The following is a 15,764-nucleotide window of genomic DNA, read 5'->3' on the forward strand; positions in this document are numbered from 1 at the left end:
GCGTTCCCGTTCTGGGATGCAACCATGACAGTACTTTCTGTTGTTGCACAAATTCTGATGACACGTAAATACGTCGAAAACTGGATTCTATGGGTTGTGATTAATATTATCAGTGTGGGTATCTACGCGACGCAAGGTGTTTACGCAATGTCTGTTCAGTACGCGATTCTTATGTTCATCGCTGCCAATGGCACGCGTGAGTGGGCTCGTAGCGCTAAGCGCAATGGCGATAAAACCTTAGCGCACGCTGCTGCGTAAGGAACGAAAAATGGCCAAACAACCTCATATCGGAGTGGATGAAACACAAATCGCTCCCCTCGTTATTGTATGCGGCGAGCCAGATCGAGCGAATCGTATCGCGGTATTATTTGATGATGCAGAAATGGTGTCGGAAAACCGCGAGTACCGTGTGTTTACCGGCAACTACAAAGGCAAGCCTGTTTCAGTATGTAGTACAGGTATAGGTGCGCCATCGATGATCATCGCAGTGGAAGAGCTAAAACAGTGCGGTGTGACTCATGTGGTACGCGTTGGATCGGCGGGGGCAATGCAATCAGGCATTCATCTTGGCGAGTTGATCATTGCCGAAGGCGCGGTAAGAGATGAGGGCGGCTCTAAAGCGTATGTCGATTCGTCTTATCCAGCCTACGCAAGCTTTTCACTGTTAAAGGAAGTTGAGCGTTACTTGTCGATGCAAAAAGTGCATTATCATTTTGGTGTGGTGCGTTCTCACGACAGTTTCTATACCGATGACGAGGATGCGATATGCCAACATTGGAACAAGAAAGGCATCTTAGGTGCCGATATGGAAACCTCTGCGCTGTTTACGGTCGGTCGACTACGAGGCCTTCATGTGGCTTCGATATTAAACAACGTGGTGCTGTATCAACAAGATGTGAAAGAAGGTGTTGGTCAGTACGTTGATGAGGCCAAAGTAATGATGCAAGGTGAGAAGAGTGCCGCGATTACGGCATTAGAAGCCTTGGTTGCTCAGCGTTAGCCAGTCTCTATCTCAGTAAGTCACATAAACAGAATAGATGTAAAGCGACAGGTCACTGTCGCTTTTTTATTTGGAGTTACGGGGTACAATCCACCTTAAATAGTTGTCCGTAACTTTTTCTGAGAGAGCAGAAAATGAAAATCAGCCCTTATCCGACTGGTCGCTTCAAAACATACCTTGAAGAAAAGAGTGCCACCTTTCGCGATTTGATTTATCAATGCCAAATAAATTCGCGTTACTTTGATGCTGGGGAAGCAATTCTCCGCCAAGGTGAGCAACTTCAGTACTTGTATGTTGTGCCAGTAGGTCGAGTCTCGATGAACATATTGGCCGCAAATGGACGACGTTTTCAATTAGGGGAAGCTAACTGCGACTATCATATTTATGGTGAAATGGAGTTCTTCACTCAGACTCCTTGTCAATGGAATGTGATAGCAGATGAACATATGCAGGTTGATGTTATCTGTATCCAAAAACTAACCGAAGCACTGCAAAATCATCCCCAAATGATGGTGTTCTTCGCTTCAGCATTGGCTGAGGATTATCAAGACTCCATGGATATCTACACTAACCGTTTGTTGCATCCCATTACTTACAACATTGCCTATGATCTTCTCGTCCGTAATCAGACGGATAAGTTGCTTGGTGGTTTTGATAAAGTGAACCAAGAGGCTGAGCGGTTTGGTACCTCAGGCCGAGTCTATCGACGTGCAGTTAAGGACTTGATTGAAAAGGGATTGATTACAAAAACGGACAACGGTTTGGAGATTATTGATGAGCTGGCACTCAAAGCGTTTATTGAAGCGCATGAATGATACGCCCAGGTATTGGAACTGATGGGTTTTATAAGTCTTTGATATATCTAAGTCTTGAGTAAACGTAACTAATGTAAAGTACCTTAAATTTTGTTGAATGCATTAAAGAGTAGCGTTATATTGCGAACGCGTATGATAATAGATCTCATTAAGGCTTAACAAAATGAAAAAATTCGTTGGTGCGGCTATGCTGTCGTTATTTACTGTTTCTCCTTCTTTCGCTGCTAAAGTTGTGATTGACCACTACATGGGTCAAACAGAGCTAGAACAATCCCCAGAGCGTGTGGTTGTGATTGGCTTTGGCCCGCTAGATGCGTTGGACAACTTTGGTATCGATCCTGTTGCAGTATCTAACTCTTCTAATCTTCCTAGTTACCTTTCAAAATACAGCAAAGATAACTACACCTCTGCGGGTAGTTTGTTTGAACCTGATTTTGAAACCATCTACATGCAAAAACCGGATTTGATTTTGGTTGGTCCGCGAGCGTCTGCGAAATATGAAGAGCTGAGTGAAATTGCCCCTACAGTTGTTTTTGCGGCGAAAGAGAACCAAGGCTATTGGGAAGGCACGCAAGCGCAATGGCGCAATATTGGTAAGATCTTCAATATCGAAGAAAAAGTAGAGCAGAAAATTGAAGCGCTAGATGCTCAATTCAAAGCAATCCGTGACTACAACCAATCGAACAAAAATGATGCATTAACGATTTTGAGCATGGGTGACAACATCAGCGCGTTTGGTGCCCAGTCGCGATTTGGCGTCATTTATAACGACTTTGGCTTCTTGGAAACGGTTGAGCACGTGAAAACGGGCACTCACGGAGATGTCATTTCTTATGAGTTTATTCGTGAAGCTAACCCGAAAAATATTCTCGTGGTTGACCGAAATTCTCTGACAGGTACGCCGGATAACGATATTCGTAAATCCATGGATAACGACTTAGTCAAAGCGACTGCGGCATATAAAAATCATAAAATCACTTATTTAGATGTGGACGCGTGGTACTTGTCGATGTCTGGTGTGACAGCAACAGAAAAAATGGTCAGTGAGATAAAGCAAACCGTTGAACTGTAATCCAAGATAGCAGAGGTTAACTTTGAAGAAGTTATTGCTAACCCTTGTGGTTTTAAGCACGGTTTCGTTATTTGTTGGGGTGGCAAACATGACGCCCCAACAACTCTTTTCAGGTGATGAGAAAGCATTAGAACTTTTCTTTACCAGCCGTATACCACGTTTATTTGCCATATTGCTTGCTGGTGCTGGCTTGAGTATTGCGGGTCTTGTCATGCAGCAAATCAGCCAGAACCGATTTGCGGCACCTTCTACAACTGGTACGATCGAATGTGCCATGCTGGGCTATGTACTGAGCGTGGTTTTCTTTGGTAATGATAATCACCTTTGGCTCGTGTTCGGCATCTCGGTATTTGGGACGCTGGCGTTTGTTTTCTTTATTCAGCGCATTCAATTTAAGAGCGTGGTTTTTGTGCCACTTGTCGGGATTATTTTCGGCAATGTCATCCAATCCATGACTACGTTTATCGCTTACAAATATGATGCACTTCAAAGTCTGAATGCTTGGACAGTCGCAAACTTCGCCAACATCTTGCGTGGTGATTTTGAACTGCTGTACATCGCGGTACCAATGGTTATCCTCAGCTATCTTTTTGCCGCAAGGATCTCTGCCGTAGGTATCGGAAAAGATTTCGCGATTAACTTGGGTTTGAATTATCAGCAGGTTGTGACGATTGGCGTGCTATTGGTGTCCATCATGTCAGCAAGTGTCGTGATGATTGTTGGCCAGTTGCCATTCTTAGGGCTGATTGTACCGAATCTCGTGAGTCACTTTTATGGCGATAACCTCAAAAAGAACATTCCGCTTACGGCCATGTATGGGGCCATTTTAGTGTTGTGTTGCGATTTGGTGAGTCGTTTAATTATTTTCCCTCATGAAATGCCAATCTCTATCGTGATTAGCATATTGGGTGGCGTGGTATTCATCGCAATGTTGTTGCGAGGTAAGCAACATGCGTGATTCAACGAAAATCCTGCTGCTAGGTGGCATTGCGATTCTTTTCGCGTGTCTGTTTATTGGTATTGGGCTAACGGCTGACAACTACCAATATTTTTTGTCTCGTAGAGTTCCTAAAGTATTGGCGATAGTGCTAGCGGGTGTGGCCATTGCTCAGTCTTCACTTGTATTTCAAACCATTACGCACAACCGAATTTTAACGCCAAGTATCATGGGTTTTGATGCGCTGTATGTGTTAACCCAAATTTTGATCGTGTTGATTTTTGGTGGGTTGAGTACCTTAGTTCTTAACTTGTACGTCAATTTCGCGATTGCAGTCATTGTAATGGTGTCGTTTTCGCTACTGCTGTTTGGGTTTTACTTTTCAAAAGGCAGCAAGAACTTGATTACGTTGCTATTGGTCGGCTTGATCTTTGGTCAGCTATTTTCCAATGCGGCGTCATTCTTTTCTTTGCTGATGGACCCAAACACATATGCAATTGTTCAGTCGAAACTGTACGCCAGTTTCAATAATGTCAAAGTGAACTTGGTTTACTTTAGTGCTCCGGCTTTGATGTTTGCATGTTGGTTGTTGTTTAGGATGCATCGCACTTTAGATGTGTTTTGGCTCGACCAAGACAATGCGAAAAGTTTGGGTGTTGATGTACCTAAAGTGACGAGAAATGTGTTTATTATCTCGGCGGTTTTGATTGCTATTTCTACGGCTTTGGTAGGGCCAATCATGTTCTTTGGTTTACTAGTGACCAACTTAAGCCGAGAAATGTTCCGAAGTTACCAACATAAAACGCTATTGGTCGGATGTTCGTTTCTATCCATCAGTTCACTACTTGCTGGGCAATGGATAATCGAAAACGTGTTCAGTTTTGAGACGACGTTGAGTGTCGTAATTAACTTTATCGGCGGTGCGTATTTCTTATACCTGCTGCTGAAAAACAAAGTTGTATAAATATGATAGTAATAGACAAATTAACGAAGGCTTTCGGTTCAAACAAAGTCGTAGACGAGGCCAATACTCAGTTTGAAAAGGGCAAGGTAACATCGATTATCGGTCCAAATGGCGCGGGAAAGAGCACGCTGTTATCTATGGCCTCGCGCTTAACGGAGCGAGATGGCGGTAGTGTTATCATTGATTGCAAGGAAATCGCGGAATGGGACACGAAAGAGCTAGCGAAAAAACTGGCAGTACTTCGCCAAGCTAACTCGATTACAATGCGGTTTACCGTAAAAGAGTTAGTCTCTTTTGGTCGTTTCCCATACTCTAAAGGAAATCTGACTAAAGAAGATCATGAGGTCATAGAAAAAGCGATCGACTACTTAGATTTGCAAGATATTCAAGACAAATACTTGGATGAATTAAGTGGTGGTCAGCGACAGCTTGCATTTATTGCTATGGTGATTGCACAAGATACAGATTATGTCTTTCTTGATGAACCTCTTAATAACTTAGATATCAAACACTCTCTTCAGATCATGAAAGTTGTGCAGCAGTTAGCCCATGACATGAATAAAGCTATGGTGGTCGTGATTCATGATATTAATTTCGCGGCGTGTTACTCAGATGTCATATTGGCGCTTAAGAAAGGTAAAGTTGTGGCGAGTGGTGCGGTTGAAGAGGTTATTCAAGCGTCTACGCTAGAGGACATCTACGAAACGCCATTTAACATCATAGAGTTAAACGGTAAGCGTATGTGTACTTATCATTAAGCGAGCTAGTTCGTTTTTAACGAGATCAATAGATAGGCGGGCTTACTTGGTGAGCTCGTCTATGATTGGGCATCGGCTCTCTGCATCTCCAGGACAAGAAGAAACCCAACCTTCAAGTTGCGTTTTGATCTCCATGAGGTGTGCAATTTTTTCTTCAACCTCTCTCAGTTTGTCCATGGTTCTTGCTTTTACTTCGCTACTTTTGCGGTTGGGGTTATGAGCAAGTTGTACGAACTCTTTGCATTCTTGCAACGAAAAGCCTGCGCTTTTTGCGCGTGATACCAAGTTAAGCTCTTGAATATGATTATCTGAATATTCGCGATAGCCAGAGTCGCTGCGCGCTGGTGGAGATATGATCCCTTTGTCTTCATATAATCGAATCGACTTAGATGAAAGCCCTGTGAGCTTCGCGACAGCACCAATATTCATGTTTAACCTCCATAACGTTTAAGGCGAGTATATACCGATGTTGTGGATAAGACACTCCTAAATAACAGTCAGTTACCTAGAGTCCCCTTACTCTTTAATCACTTCATGTGGTGGCACACCAAATGCCTTTTTGAAGGCATAAGTGAAGTTAGAAGGGTGGTGGTATCCGGCTTCATAGGCGGCTTCTGTTATCGTCACTAGGCCACGTTCCAAATGTTGCCTAGCAATCTCAAGACGTCGAAAACGAATGTAGCCGTTTATGGTCATATTAAGTGATTGTTTAAATCGGCGCTGCAGGTTTGAAACACTCATTGAGAATTGGCTCGCCAACTTTTCCAAGCGTAGTTCTTGATCAAGGTGAGTTTCAATATAGCTGACAATATCCTCAATCCGACCGTCAATGTGTCGTTCAATACTGCTGTTTTTAGCACTGAAATTCTTAGGAATTTGCTTGGTGGCTTGATGTAAAATTTGATAGATCAAGCTTTCGACCTCTAGCTTCTCTTGGAACTCTTGCGGTGTTTCTCTATTTGTTAACGTGTCAGCCAGCTCGCATAGCGTCTGGTTAAGCTCCAACTGTTGAAACGCCTGATGAGAGTTAAAAAAGGCTCGATGGCTACAATTTTGCTCAAGGCGGGCCTCTAGCCATTGGGGCTTAACCAATATGTTGATCTTATTAATGAGGTTATCTTTGAGCAGTGAACGACGAAAATTTGCAGGTTTGAGTAAGTTCACCACTACACCCTTAGGGCCGTCGCTCGCGTCTAAATCAAATTGCAAATCGTCGTAGCCAAACGAGAGTCTACCTTCTAAAAGAATAGTGACCAGCAGTGAGGCGTGTGCAGTAGAAACAATATTCGAATCAATAAGTTCTAGACAACGCCCGCCATGAACAAAAATTTGATCATTATACTGATATGATAGGAACTTACCTTCGGCCAGTTGAGTTTGACAAGGTTGGCCTTGCGTGACAATCCATTGTTTCTCTGTCGCCTCTAGTCTTTGGGTTAAAGCTATCTTGGCAATTTTAGTTCGTTTTGTTGTGACTTCCTGCATTTGACACTTCCTCATAACACTTGTGCGATTTCGCATAACCAAATCGCCTTTGTATTTATAAAACTCATGCTTATTATACCTGAGAATTATTATCATTAATATTTAGGAATGAAGTTATGGAAAGCCCTGCTTGTTCACCTATCAAGCTTTCAAGCCTTTGCCTTGCAGTGGGAATGGCGCTATCAACCCCTGTTTTAGCTCAAGATACTGAGTCACATTTTGAAGAGGTCGTTGTATGGGGAACGAAAGTTTCCAGCAACACTGAGTCGATGTTTGCGGACGACATGTCACTGAAGCAAGCGGATCATATGTCTGATTTACTGCGCGATATTCCCGGTGTGGATGTTGGTGGAACACACTCTGTGAATCAACGTATTACGATTCGTGGTTTGAGCGAAACCGATTTGGACATTCGTCTTGACGGTGCTTCTCAGCATGCGAGCATGTTCCATCATATTGGTAACTTGACGTTGAACCCTGACATTCTCAAATCTGCGGACATTCAGGTAGGTAATAACTCTGTGACTCAAAACGGGTTAGGCGGTTCGGTCTACTTTGAAACGAAAGACGCTCGTGACTTACTTCGTTACGATGAAAAGTTTGGTGCGCGTGTTTATGGCGGCTATGCATCCAACGACAACCAACAAGGTTCGTTGACACTGTACGGACTTTTGTCCGAAAACATTGATGCGATGGTCTATGGCCATTACGTTACGCGTGATGATTTTGAAGATGGTGATGGCAATAAAACCTATGGTGCTGCAGGTGATGTTTACAACATTCTGGCTAAGCTGGGGTATGAACTAAATGACATCCATCGTTTTGAGCTCTCTTATGACATGTACCGAGACAGTGGAGATTACAGTCCGCGTCCTGATATGTCTGGTAGTGCAAATAATAGCCTGTCGAGCAAGTTACTTATCCCTACGGATTATGACCGCGATACCGTTACCTTGAGTTACGAGTTGCGAGGCGAACAACACCAAGGAAACGTCACTCTTTATAATACCGAGACAGAAATTAAACGTGACGAAACGGTGATGGCCCCTCGTTGGCCCTCGAACCGTTTATCAAAGAACACCGCCAAAAACCAAAACTTTGGTTTGAATGGCAAATTCCAGTCAGATGTTATGTTAGGTGAGTTTGATAATCGAGTCACTTATGGCTTCGACTACATGGATAAAACGTCTTCGAGTTACTACGGTAGTCGTAAGTTTATGGACGAATCGGCGATTTCAACCGCACTGTTTGTAGAAGATCAGTTCTTCTTCTCTGATGCCTTCTTTATTACTGCAGGTATGCGCTTTGATGATTACAAACGCAAAGCTGAGACAGGAACCAGTAATTATGATGATGTGACTTGGGCTCTAGCAGCAGAATGGGCGGTGACGCAAGATTGGACGTTGTTTGCGAGTGCACGCTCTCTATTTAAAGGTCCAGAGCTAATGGAAACCTTTATTGCTTACCAAGACGTTGCATTTTTAGAGGATGGGCTAAAGCCAGAAACGGGATTGAACACGCAGGGTGGTGTTCGTTTTGATAAAACCTTTGATAAGCATTTCTTTGGGGCGAATATTACGGTATTCCAAACGGAAATTGATGATTACATTGCAGACCAGTACCAAAACGCGACTCAAACTTACCTGATTTACAACTTAGGTGATGTTGAGATTAAAGGCTTTGAAGCGAGTGCTTTCTATGGTTACGACAAGTTTAACAGCAAACTTTCTTACTCTAAGTCGGACACCAAAAACAAGAATACTGGTGGTCCTGTTGCTGCGGGCAATGGGCGTAGCATTGATATGGGTGATAGCATTGCTCTAACTTTGGATTACCAGTCAGACGCTTTAGAAACTATCTTCGGGTGGAACTCAATGTTTGTTCTAGAGGAAGACAACGTCTTTGATGGTCAGCCAAAGAAAGCAAGTTATGATGTGCATAATCTATACGCTCAATGGGTGCCGTCTGATATTGATGGACTGTCGGTGACCTTTGGTATTGATAATGTATTTGACGAGTTGTACAGCTCTCATGCGTCTCGTTCGGGTACTGCACGTGGCTTCACGCTTGATGACTACGAGCCGGGTCGCAACTTCAAGCTCTCTGCAGCTTATCAATTCTAACAAGGTTCTTCATAGGACGTTTCAAAGTAACGAGTAAGTTCATGATTAAAGAAAGCACCCGAATAGATAGCGAACACGCTGACAAATACTTAGTGACGCTTTGTCGGCATTTTGGACGAAAGGTTCCTGCTACTTGGAATGAAAATAGCGGTTTGGTGACATTTCCGACGGGAAAAGCGGAGTTTAACCTTTGTGCATCTAGCCTAACTATAACCTGTGAGGCGGATTCAGAAGAGAAACTGAATACGGTTAAGGCGATCATTTCATCGCATGTGGACATGTTTTCTCGTCGAGAAACATTAGCACTTAGCTGGGTTCGTTAGCGCTCGTTTAGGGATGCTGTGATAGAAATGGAATATTAAAAGCAAAAGCCCGCAATCTTATGATTTGCGGGCTTTTATTGTTTGAATGCTATTGCGCTTTCTCAGGCTCTAGGCTTTTTTTTTCCTGCTGCATTTTTGCTAGGAAGTAGATGTTAACGCAAGCAATAAAACCGTTAGTTAATACTACAGGCCAAGAATCAATCATTAGTCCGTAAGCGGTAAATAGCGCACAACCAATAAAGTTAAGGATACGAAGCTTAACAATATCTTTCATAGTTAGCGAAATAGCGACCATGATTGAAGCTGCATAACCTAAAATCTCAACCATATTCATGTCCATTTTTTGACCCTCTTAAAATCTGCCGAATTTTGTCGGTACCAATTCTTCTCATCTTGAGATTAATGAGGAAGCTCCATGCCTCGAATGGTCTTTTTTTGTTGTATGGACGCACTATATCAATGGAAAAACCGTGATAAAAGCCTCAAATCAAGGTTAAGAGAAGGTTAGCGATTACGCAAACGTTTAGGACTGGAATTACTGATAATTTTACTTATTGTGTTGATTGATAATAACGATGACATTAATAGCTCAAACACCATTGAAAGTAAGGGAATATTTACATATGATTGAAAATGATAATTATTTTCAAGTGCTGTGTTTATGTATTTTATTATTAGCTTGCTCGTGTTTTTTTTGCTGTATATCAGAACAAAACCGAACTCGTGGTGTGCGGGGATTCATATCGTAAGCCACTTTTTTATCGTTGCATTTTGTCCTGCAATTTATGTTGTTCAATATTTAATCGTTACGTTTTTTTCGTCACCGATATTGATTAAGATGTCATCACGCTCCGGTGTATACAACATTCTCATTGCTTTTCTTCCATTATTGATCGCAACCGGCAGTCTGGCGTTTAGCTGAATGATTTCATCTCTCTTCTTTTCTTAAAACAACTACACTTAATCAGAATAAGGTATCAATTTCATATAATTATTCGATATCTACGCGTCAGCACATGTGTCACATTTCTGTGACTACGAGTAAGTTTTACTTATGTTGCTTGGTAGTAGGGTATTTATCGATTGTTTAATGATTCAATACTTAGTTTAATCGTATAAAGGTGTGCAGTATGCCGCACTAAATTAATAAGAAATTATCTAAAAAGGTTAATGGGAAACGTAAGCCATTAGCGGAGGTCAGATGAGTACGCACACGGTACCGCAGAGCGCGATTGTAAATGCTGTCAAAGGTGAAGTTTTGGTTTTGGGCCTGGATGGAAACGTTAAGGTCATAAAAGCGGGGGATGAGTTAAGACCTGGCGAGATTATTATCACAGAAAATAATGCTTCTCTCGACGTACAGATAAATAATGAGCTTTATCTGGTCGATGCAAATTGTGTTGCTTGTCTTCCTGTGCCTTCTTCTGAACCGTTAGAACCAGTATTGGTACAATCTCCAGTTAATGGCTTGGTGACTTTTGACCCAACGGCTATTGGAAGTGCTGACTTCGACGCCAACGATATTGCCGCTATCCAGCAAGCTATTTTAGACGGAGCTGACCCTACCGCTATCTTAGAAGCAACAGCTGCTGGCGCAGGTGCTGAAGGCTCGGCTAATGCTGGCTACGTGACGGTTGAATATAATAACCCGGAAGTACTCGCTTCTACTTTTTTTGAAACGTCTGCGACTCGCAGCGGAGAAGATGATCGCGACGAAGATGACGGTTTGAATGTCACGATTTTTGCTGATGGTGGGCAGTCACTGCAATCTAGCGTAACAGAAGGCTCAATTTCTCTATCTAGCTACCCGCAAACCATTTCTTCTAGTGTGCTGGTTGAAGCAGGGGATCTCGCACTTGATACTGCTTCATTTGTACCTGAAACGTCCTCATTAGAGTCTTTGTTAACCGAGTTAAATAGTGACATTACCTCTGGTGGTCAGCCAGTGGCGTTTGTTTACGACGAAGCGCAAAATGCCATTATCGGCACTCAAGGTGGTAACGAAGTGCTTCGTATCGAGATCGAAGCGACATCTTTAGGCCGTGATTTAGAGTTAGAGGTCGTTACCACGATTAGCCAGGGTATTGACCATGTGGCGTCCATCGCTGATGGCCAAGTATCTATCGTCGGTGATCAAATCAATATCGCTTTTGACATTACAGGCGCAGATATTGGTGGTAATAGCATTCAAGCGCCTATCGATTTTACGACAACCGTTATTGATGGAGATGATCCTGCGCCGCAAAACGTTACTTTTGAAAACGTTGAATCTTCTTATACACCAATCACTGGCACCTTTGTTGATATTGGTAGTGATCAATTGGCAACGGTCACGTTTAATCAAGAAGGACTTAGTCAGTTTGATGGCCTACTGAGTGATAATCAGGCGACAGAAGCGGTACTCTCTGAAGACGGCAGTACTATCACCTTGTCCATTGCTGGCTCGAATGAAACCGTCTTAACCATCAGTCTGAACACCGATGGTACCTACCAATTTGAGCAATTTAAGCCGTTAGAACAAACAAACGGTGAAGATACGATTGAGCTCTCTTTGCCAACCACAATCGTCGATTTCGACCAAGATACGGCAAGCAACACCTTTACGATGACCATCCTCGATGGCGATAATCCAGTGATTGAGAACGTGACGGGCTTGTCTTTAGACGAGGCGGGGGTTGACCAAGGTTCACAGGAAGGCGCGGCAGTAACAAGTGGTACTGGGTCGATCACGACAGCGGTCGGAAGTGACATCATTGATCACTATGAGTTGGAACCTACAGAGTTCAATGTTGGTGGAGAACTCCAATCTCAAGGGCAGGTTGTTCAACTAGAACTAGCGTCCGAGAGTAACGGCGTACGTACTTACGAAGGCTTCATCGAGCTGGATGGTGTGCGTATTACCGTATTTGATGTGGCGATTGATGCACCTGCATTGGGCGAATACCAATTCAACTTGTATGAACAACTTGACCATACGGGTGCTAACGATGACTCGCTTACTTTCTCACTGCCAGTTTACGCAGTAGATGCGGATGGTGATCGCTCCTCGATTACCGACGGTTCGAACACACCAGAAGCGGCGCAAATTGTCATTCAAGTTCAAGATGACGTTCCTACGATTGATGGCGTTGATGCACTCGCCGTCGATGAAGATGATTTATCAAGCATCGGCTCCGATCAAAGCGACTCTGTGCTCACGCAAGGCAACTTCACGACGACTCAGGGCTCAGACCGTGTCGTAAGTTATCAATTAGAGATCGGCACTGATCCACTCAATGGGTTGGAATCACAGGGTCGATCTATCTCTCTGACGGAAACAACCAATTCAGATGGCAGCTTTACCTATTCTGCAACAGCAGAAGGGGATGCTATCTTCACCTTACAAGTGAACCCTGACGGTTCTTATTCATTTACCCTTGAAGGTCCAATCGATCATGCTGCGGGTAGCGATAGCTTAACTCTAGACTTCACTATTGTCGCAACGGACTTTGACGGTGACACCAGTTCACTTGTTCTACCGGTAACCATTGCCGATGATGTGCCAACCATTAATGACGTTGTCGCTCTTACCGTCGATGAAGATGACTTAAGTTCGGTAGGCTCTGACCAATCACAGCCGACGTCGGTTGAAGGTCAGTTCACGACGACTCAGGGTTCTGATGGCGTCGTACAGTATCAGTTGGATGTAAGCGCTTATCCATTAAATGGCCTGCAATCTCAAGGTCAAACCGTTTCCATTGCCGAAACGCAAAATGCAGATGGCAGTTACACCTACAGCGCAACGGCAAATGGCAGTGCAGTTTTCACATTAATTTTGAATACCGACGGCTCGTACAGTTTTGAGCTGCAAGGTCCAATTGACCATGCGGCAAATAGCGACAGCTTAACCCTTGATTTTAGCGTTATTGCTACAGACTTCGATGGTGACACAAGCCAAATCGTATTGCCTGTTACCATCGTGGATGATAAGCCAACTATTACCGATGTTGATGCGATTACTGTTGATGAAGATGATTTAGGCACGATTGGTTCGGACCAGACTGACCCGATTTCTATTGATGGTAACTTCACCACCACACAAGGCTCTGACCGAGTGGTGAGCTATCAGCTTGACGCGTCTGCAACACCAGTAGCTGGCCTTACATCACAAGGCGTGGCAGTTACGCTGACTGAAACCGCAAACGCTGATGGCAGATTTACTTACGAGGCGACAGCGGGTAGTGAAGCGGTCTTTACGCTGACGGTGAATACTGATGGTAGCTATAACTTCACGCTTGAAGGTCCAATCGACCACGCGGTAGATAGCGATGAGCTGACACTCAACTTCCCAATCATCGCAACAGACTTTGATGGCGACACCACAAATGCCACTATCCCAGTGACAATCGTGGACGATAAGCCTGTTATTACCGACGTCGACACCATTACGGTTGATGAAGATGATCTAGCGTCAATTGGCTCAGACCAAAGCAATCCAATTTCTATTGATGGCAACTTTACTACCACACAAGGCTCTGACCGAGTGGTGAGCTACCAACTCGATGCTTCAGCAACACCAGTGGACGGTTTAACATCGCAAGGCGTGGCTGTCACACTGATAGAAACCGCAAATGGTGATGGTAGTTTCACTTATGAAGCGACTGCGGGTGGCAACCCAGTATTTACTCTGACAGTAGATACTGATGGCTCTTACAACTTCACGCTAGAAGGGCCAATTGATCACGCGGTGGATAGTGATGAGCTGACACTCAACTTCCCAATTATCGCAACCGACTTCGATGACGACACCGTTACTGAAACCATTCCAGTCACGATTGTTGATGATGTACCGACCATCACAGCGGTGGATGCGTTGAGTGTCGATGAAGATGACCTTAGCGGCGTGGGCTCAGACCAAACTGACGCTGTGTTCGTTGAAGGCGCGTTTACCACTATTCAAGGCTCTGACCGAGTGGTGAGCTATCAACTGGATTCAACTGCTGCTCCTGTTGCGGGGCTAACGTCTCAAGGTGAGGCGATTACCTTGGTGGAAACCGCCAATGGTGACGGCAGCTTTACCTATGTTGCGACCGCTGACGGCAATCCAGTCTTCACGTTGAATGTAGCAACAGATGGTACGTACGACTTTACGCTGCAAGGCCCGATTGACCATGCAGAAAACAGCGACAGCCTGACGATTGATTTCCCAATTGTTGCCACCGATTTTGATGGTGATACGACCACGGCAACCATTCCCGTTACGATCGCAGATGATGCGCCAATCATCGATAATGTTGTGCCTCTGGCTGTAGACGAAGATGATTTATCAGGTATTGGCTCAGACCAAAGTGACGCTGTGTTTGTGGAAGGCGCATTTACGACTACTCAAGGTTCAGACCGTGTGGTGAGCTACCAACTTGATTCAACTTCTGATCCTGTCGCAGGTTTAACTTCTCACGGTGAGCCTGTTACTTTGGTAGAGAATGTGAATGCTGATGGCAGCTTCACTTACGTGGCTACCGCGGATGGCAATCCGGTCTTCACCATGAATGTTAATGCTGATGGCACATACAATTTCCGCCTTGAAGGCCCAGTTGATCATGCGTTAAACAGCGATGAATTGGTTCTGAACTTCCCAATCATTGCAACAGACTTTGATGGCGATACGACGACCGCGACCATTCCAGTTACGATTACTGATGACGTTCCAACCATTAATAACGTTGTTCCACTGACAGTAGACGAAGATGATCTCGCAACAATTGGCTCAGACCAAAACGATGATGCGTTTATGTCGGGCTCTTTCAGCACAACTGAAGGCTCAGACAGCGTTGTTAAATACCAGCTTGATGCAACGGCAGATCCAGTATCAGGGTTAACCTCTCATGGTGAGCCTGTTGTGCTTGCAGAGACAGCAAATGGTGATGGCAGCTTTACTTACACTGCCACAGCAAATGGCAATGACGTATTTGAATTGGTGTTGAAGCCAGACGGCAGCTACACCTTTACTCTGCAGGGCCCACTAGACCATGCGGTAAATAGTGACAGCCTACAAATTGATTTCCCGATTATCGCGACAGACTTTGATGGTGATACGTCGACAGAAACATTGCCTGTCACCATTGTTGACGATAAACCAAGCATCACTGACGTAGACGCGATCCGCTTGGATGAAGATGACTTAGCGACGATTGGCTCTGACGGCTCAGATCCAATTTCAATCGATGGCAACTTCACTACAACGCAAGGCTCTGATGGGGTAGTAAGCTACCAATTAGTACTGCTGCAACGCCAGTTGATGGCCTAAC

General features: G+C 44.1%; 13 protein-coding genes. 10 read left to right on the plus strand and 3 right to left on the minus strand.

Translation table 11 applies throughout. The annotated features are described in order from the left end of the window. The 7 genes from pnuC to vctC form a co-directional block, all read left to right on the plus strand. Window positions 1-258, plus strand: a 258-nt coding sequence (pnuC, locus tag R7041_RS13515; protein ID WP_318128643.1) for a nicotinamide riboside transporter PnuC, incomplete at its 5' end; no start/stop codon positions are given. A gap of 10 nt (window positions 259-268) precedes the next feature. After that, window positions 269-1,000, plus strand: coding sequence for a nucleoside phosphorylase (locus R7041_RS13520; RefSeq protein ID WP_005373131.1), 732 nt, complete (start codon window positions 269-271; stop codon window positions 998-1,000). 134 nt (window positions 1,001-1,134) lie between these two features. Then, complete coding sequence (locus tag R7041_RS13525; protein WP_005382613.1) at window positions 1,135-1,815, plus strand: Crp/Fnr family transcriptional regulator; 681 nt, start codon at window positions 1,135-1,137, stop codon at window positions 1,813-1,815. A 163-nt stretch (window positions 1,816-1,978) separates the two neighbouring features. Then, window positions 1,979-2,887 (plus strand): siderophore ABC transporter substrate-binding protein, encoded by a 909-nt coding sequence (locus R7041_RS13530; RefSeq protein ID WP_005376635.1) that lies wholly within the window; start codon window positions 1,979-1,981, stop codon window positions 2,885-2,887. Window positions 2,888-2,909: 22 nt separating this feature from the next. Beyond that, window positions 2,910-3,845, plus strand: coding sequence for an iron chelate uptake ABC transporter permease subunit VctD (vctD, locus tag R7041_RS13535; RefSeq protein ID WP_017820306.1), 936 nt, complete (start codon window positions 2,910-2,912; stop codon window positions 3,843-3,845). Continuing rightward, window positions 3,838-4,788, plus strand: a complete 951-nt coding sequence (gene vctG / locus R7041_RS13540) for an iron chelate uptake ABC transporter permease subunit VctG (protein WP_005376631.1) — start codon at window positions 3,838-3,840, stop codon at window positions 4,786-4,788. The genes vctD and vctG overlap by 8 nt, the downstream gene beginning before the upstream one ends. Before the next feature lie 2 nt (window positions 4,789-4,790). Next, on the plus strand, window positions 4,791-5,546 hold the full coding sequence (vctC, locus tag R7041_RS13545) for an iron chelate ABC transporter ATP-binding protein VctC (RefSeq protein ID WP_005376629.1): 756 nt from the start codon (window positions 4,791-4,793) through the stop codon (window positions 5,544-5,546). A 42-nt stretch (window positions 5,547-5,588) separates the two neighbouring features. Here vctC and cueR read toward each other — a convergent pair whose 3' ends face one another. Both cueR and R7041_RS13555 read right to left on the minus strand, forming a co-directional pair. Next, window positions 5,589-5,975: a Cu(I)-responsive transcriptional regulator gene (gene cueR, locus R7041_RS13550; RefSeq protein WP_005376627.1), complete on the minus strand. Its 387-nt coding sequence runs from the start codon at window positions 5,973-5,975 to the stop codon at window positions 5,589-5,591. A gap of 87 nt (window positions 5,976-6,062) precedes the next feature. Then, window positions 6,063-7,031: a helix-turn-helix domain-containing protein gene (locus tag R7041_RS13555; RefSeq protein WP_005376626.1), complete on the minus strand. Its 969-nt coding sequence runs from the start codon at window positions 7,029-7,031 to the stop codon at window positions 6,063-6,065. A 116-nt stretch (window positions 7,032-7,147) separates the two neighbouring features. On the opposite strand from R7041_RS13555, the gene R7041_RS13560 reads away from it, so the two are divergent. Both R7041_RS13560 and R7041_RS13565 read left to right on the plus strand, forming a co-directional pair. After that, window positions 7,148-9,154: a TonB-dependent siderophore receptor gene (locus tag R7041_RS13560; RefSeq protein ID WP_064369296.1), complete on the plus strand. Its 2,007-nt coding sequence runs from the start codon at window positions 7,148-7,150 to the stop codon at window positions 9,152-9,154. Window positions 9,155-9,195: 41 nt separating this feature from the next. Next, on the plus strand, window positions 9,196-9,477 hold the full coding sequence (locus R7041_RS13565) for a DUF2218 domain-containing protein (RefSeq protein ID WP_005376622.1): 282 nt from the start codon (window positions 9,196-9,198) through the stop codon (window positions 9,475-9,477). An 88-nt stretch (window positions 9,478-9,565) separates the two neighbouring features. Here the strand turns inward: R7041_RS13565 and R7041_RS13570 are convergent, their stop codons facing one another. Beyond that, window positions 9,566-9,817 (minus strand): YgjV family protein, encoded by a 252-nt coding sequence (locus tag R7041_RS13570; RefSeq protein WP_005376619.1) that lies wholly within the window; start codon window positions 9,815-9,817, stop codon window positions 9,566-9,568. Between the two features lie 861 nt (window positions 9,818-10,678). On the opposite strand from R7041_RS13570, the gene R7041_RS13575 reads away from it, so the two are divergent. Next, window positions 10,679-15,763, plus strand: a complete 5,085-nt coding sequence (locus R7041_RS13575; RefSeq protein WP_318114683.1) for a retention module-containing protein — start codon at window positions 10,679-10,681, stop codon at window positions 15,761-15,763. Window position 15,764 lies beyond the last annotated feature (1 nt).

The sequence above is a fragment of the Vibrio sp. 1751 genome, from assembly GCF_033339895.1.
In the GTDB taxonomy this organism is placed as follows: domain Bacteria; phylum Pseudomonadota; class Gammaproteobacteria; order Enterobacterales; family Vibrionaceae; genus Vibrio; species Vibrio alginolyticus.

What these genes read in the sequence shown, in the direction of transcription:
- R7041_RS13520 (WP_005373131.1), top strand. Translation starts at nt 269, where the DNA reads ATGGCCAAACAACCTCATATCGGAGTGGATGAAACACAAATCGCTCCC.
- R7041_RS13525 (WP_005382613.1), top strand. Translation starts at nt 1,135, where the DNA reads ATGAAAATCAGCCCTTATCCGACTGGTCGCTTCAAAACATACCTTGAA.
- R7041_RS13530 (WP_005376635.1), top strand. Translation starts at nt 1,979, where the DNA reads ATGAAAAAATTCGTTGGTGCGGCTATGCTGTCGTTATTTACTGTTTCT.
- vctG (WP_005376631.1), top strand. Translation starts at nt 3,838, where the DNA reads ATGCGTGATTCAACGAAAATCCTGCTGCTAGGTGGCATTGCGATTCTT.
- vctC (WP_005376629.1), top strand. Translation starts at nt 4,791, where the DNA reads ATGATAGTAATAGACAAATTAACGAAGGCTTTCGGTTCAAACAAAGTC.
- cueR (WP_005376627.1), bottom strand. Translation starts at nt 5,975, where the DNA reads ATGAATATTGGTGCTGTCGCGAAGCTCACAGGGCTTTCATCTAAGTCG.
- R7041_RS13555 (WP_005376626.1), bottom strand. Translation starts at nt 7,031, where the DNA reads ATGCAGGAAGTCACAACAAAACGAACTAAAATTGCCAAGATAGCTTTA.
- R7041_RS13560 (WP_064369296.1), top strand. Translation starts at nt 7,148, where the DNA reads ATGGAAAGCCCTGCTTGTTCACCTATCAAGCTTTCAAGCCTTTGCCTT.
- R7041_RS13565 (WP_005376622.1), top strand. Translation starts at nt 9,196, where the DNA reads ATGATTAAAGAAAGCACCCGAATAGATAGCGAACACGCTGACAAATAC.
- R7041_RS13570 (WP_005376619.1), bottom strand. Translation starts at nt 9,817, where the DNA reads ATGGACATGAATATGGTTGAGATTTTAGGTTATGCAGCTTCAATCATG.
- R7041_RS13575 (WP_318114683.1), top strand. Translation starts at nt 10,679, where the DNA reads ATGAGTACGCACACGGTACCGCAGAGCGCGATTGTAAATGCTGTCAAA.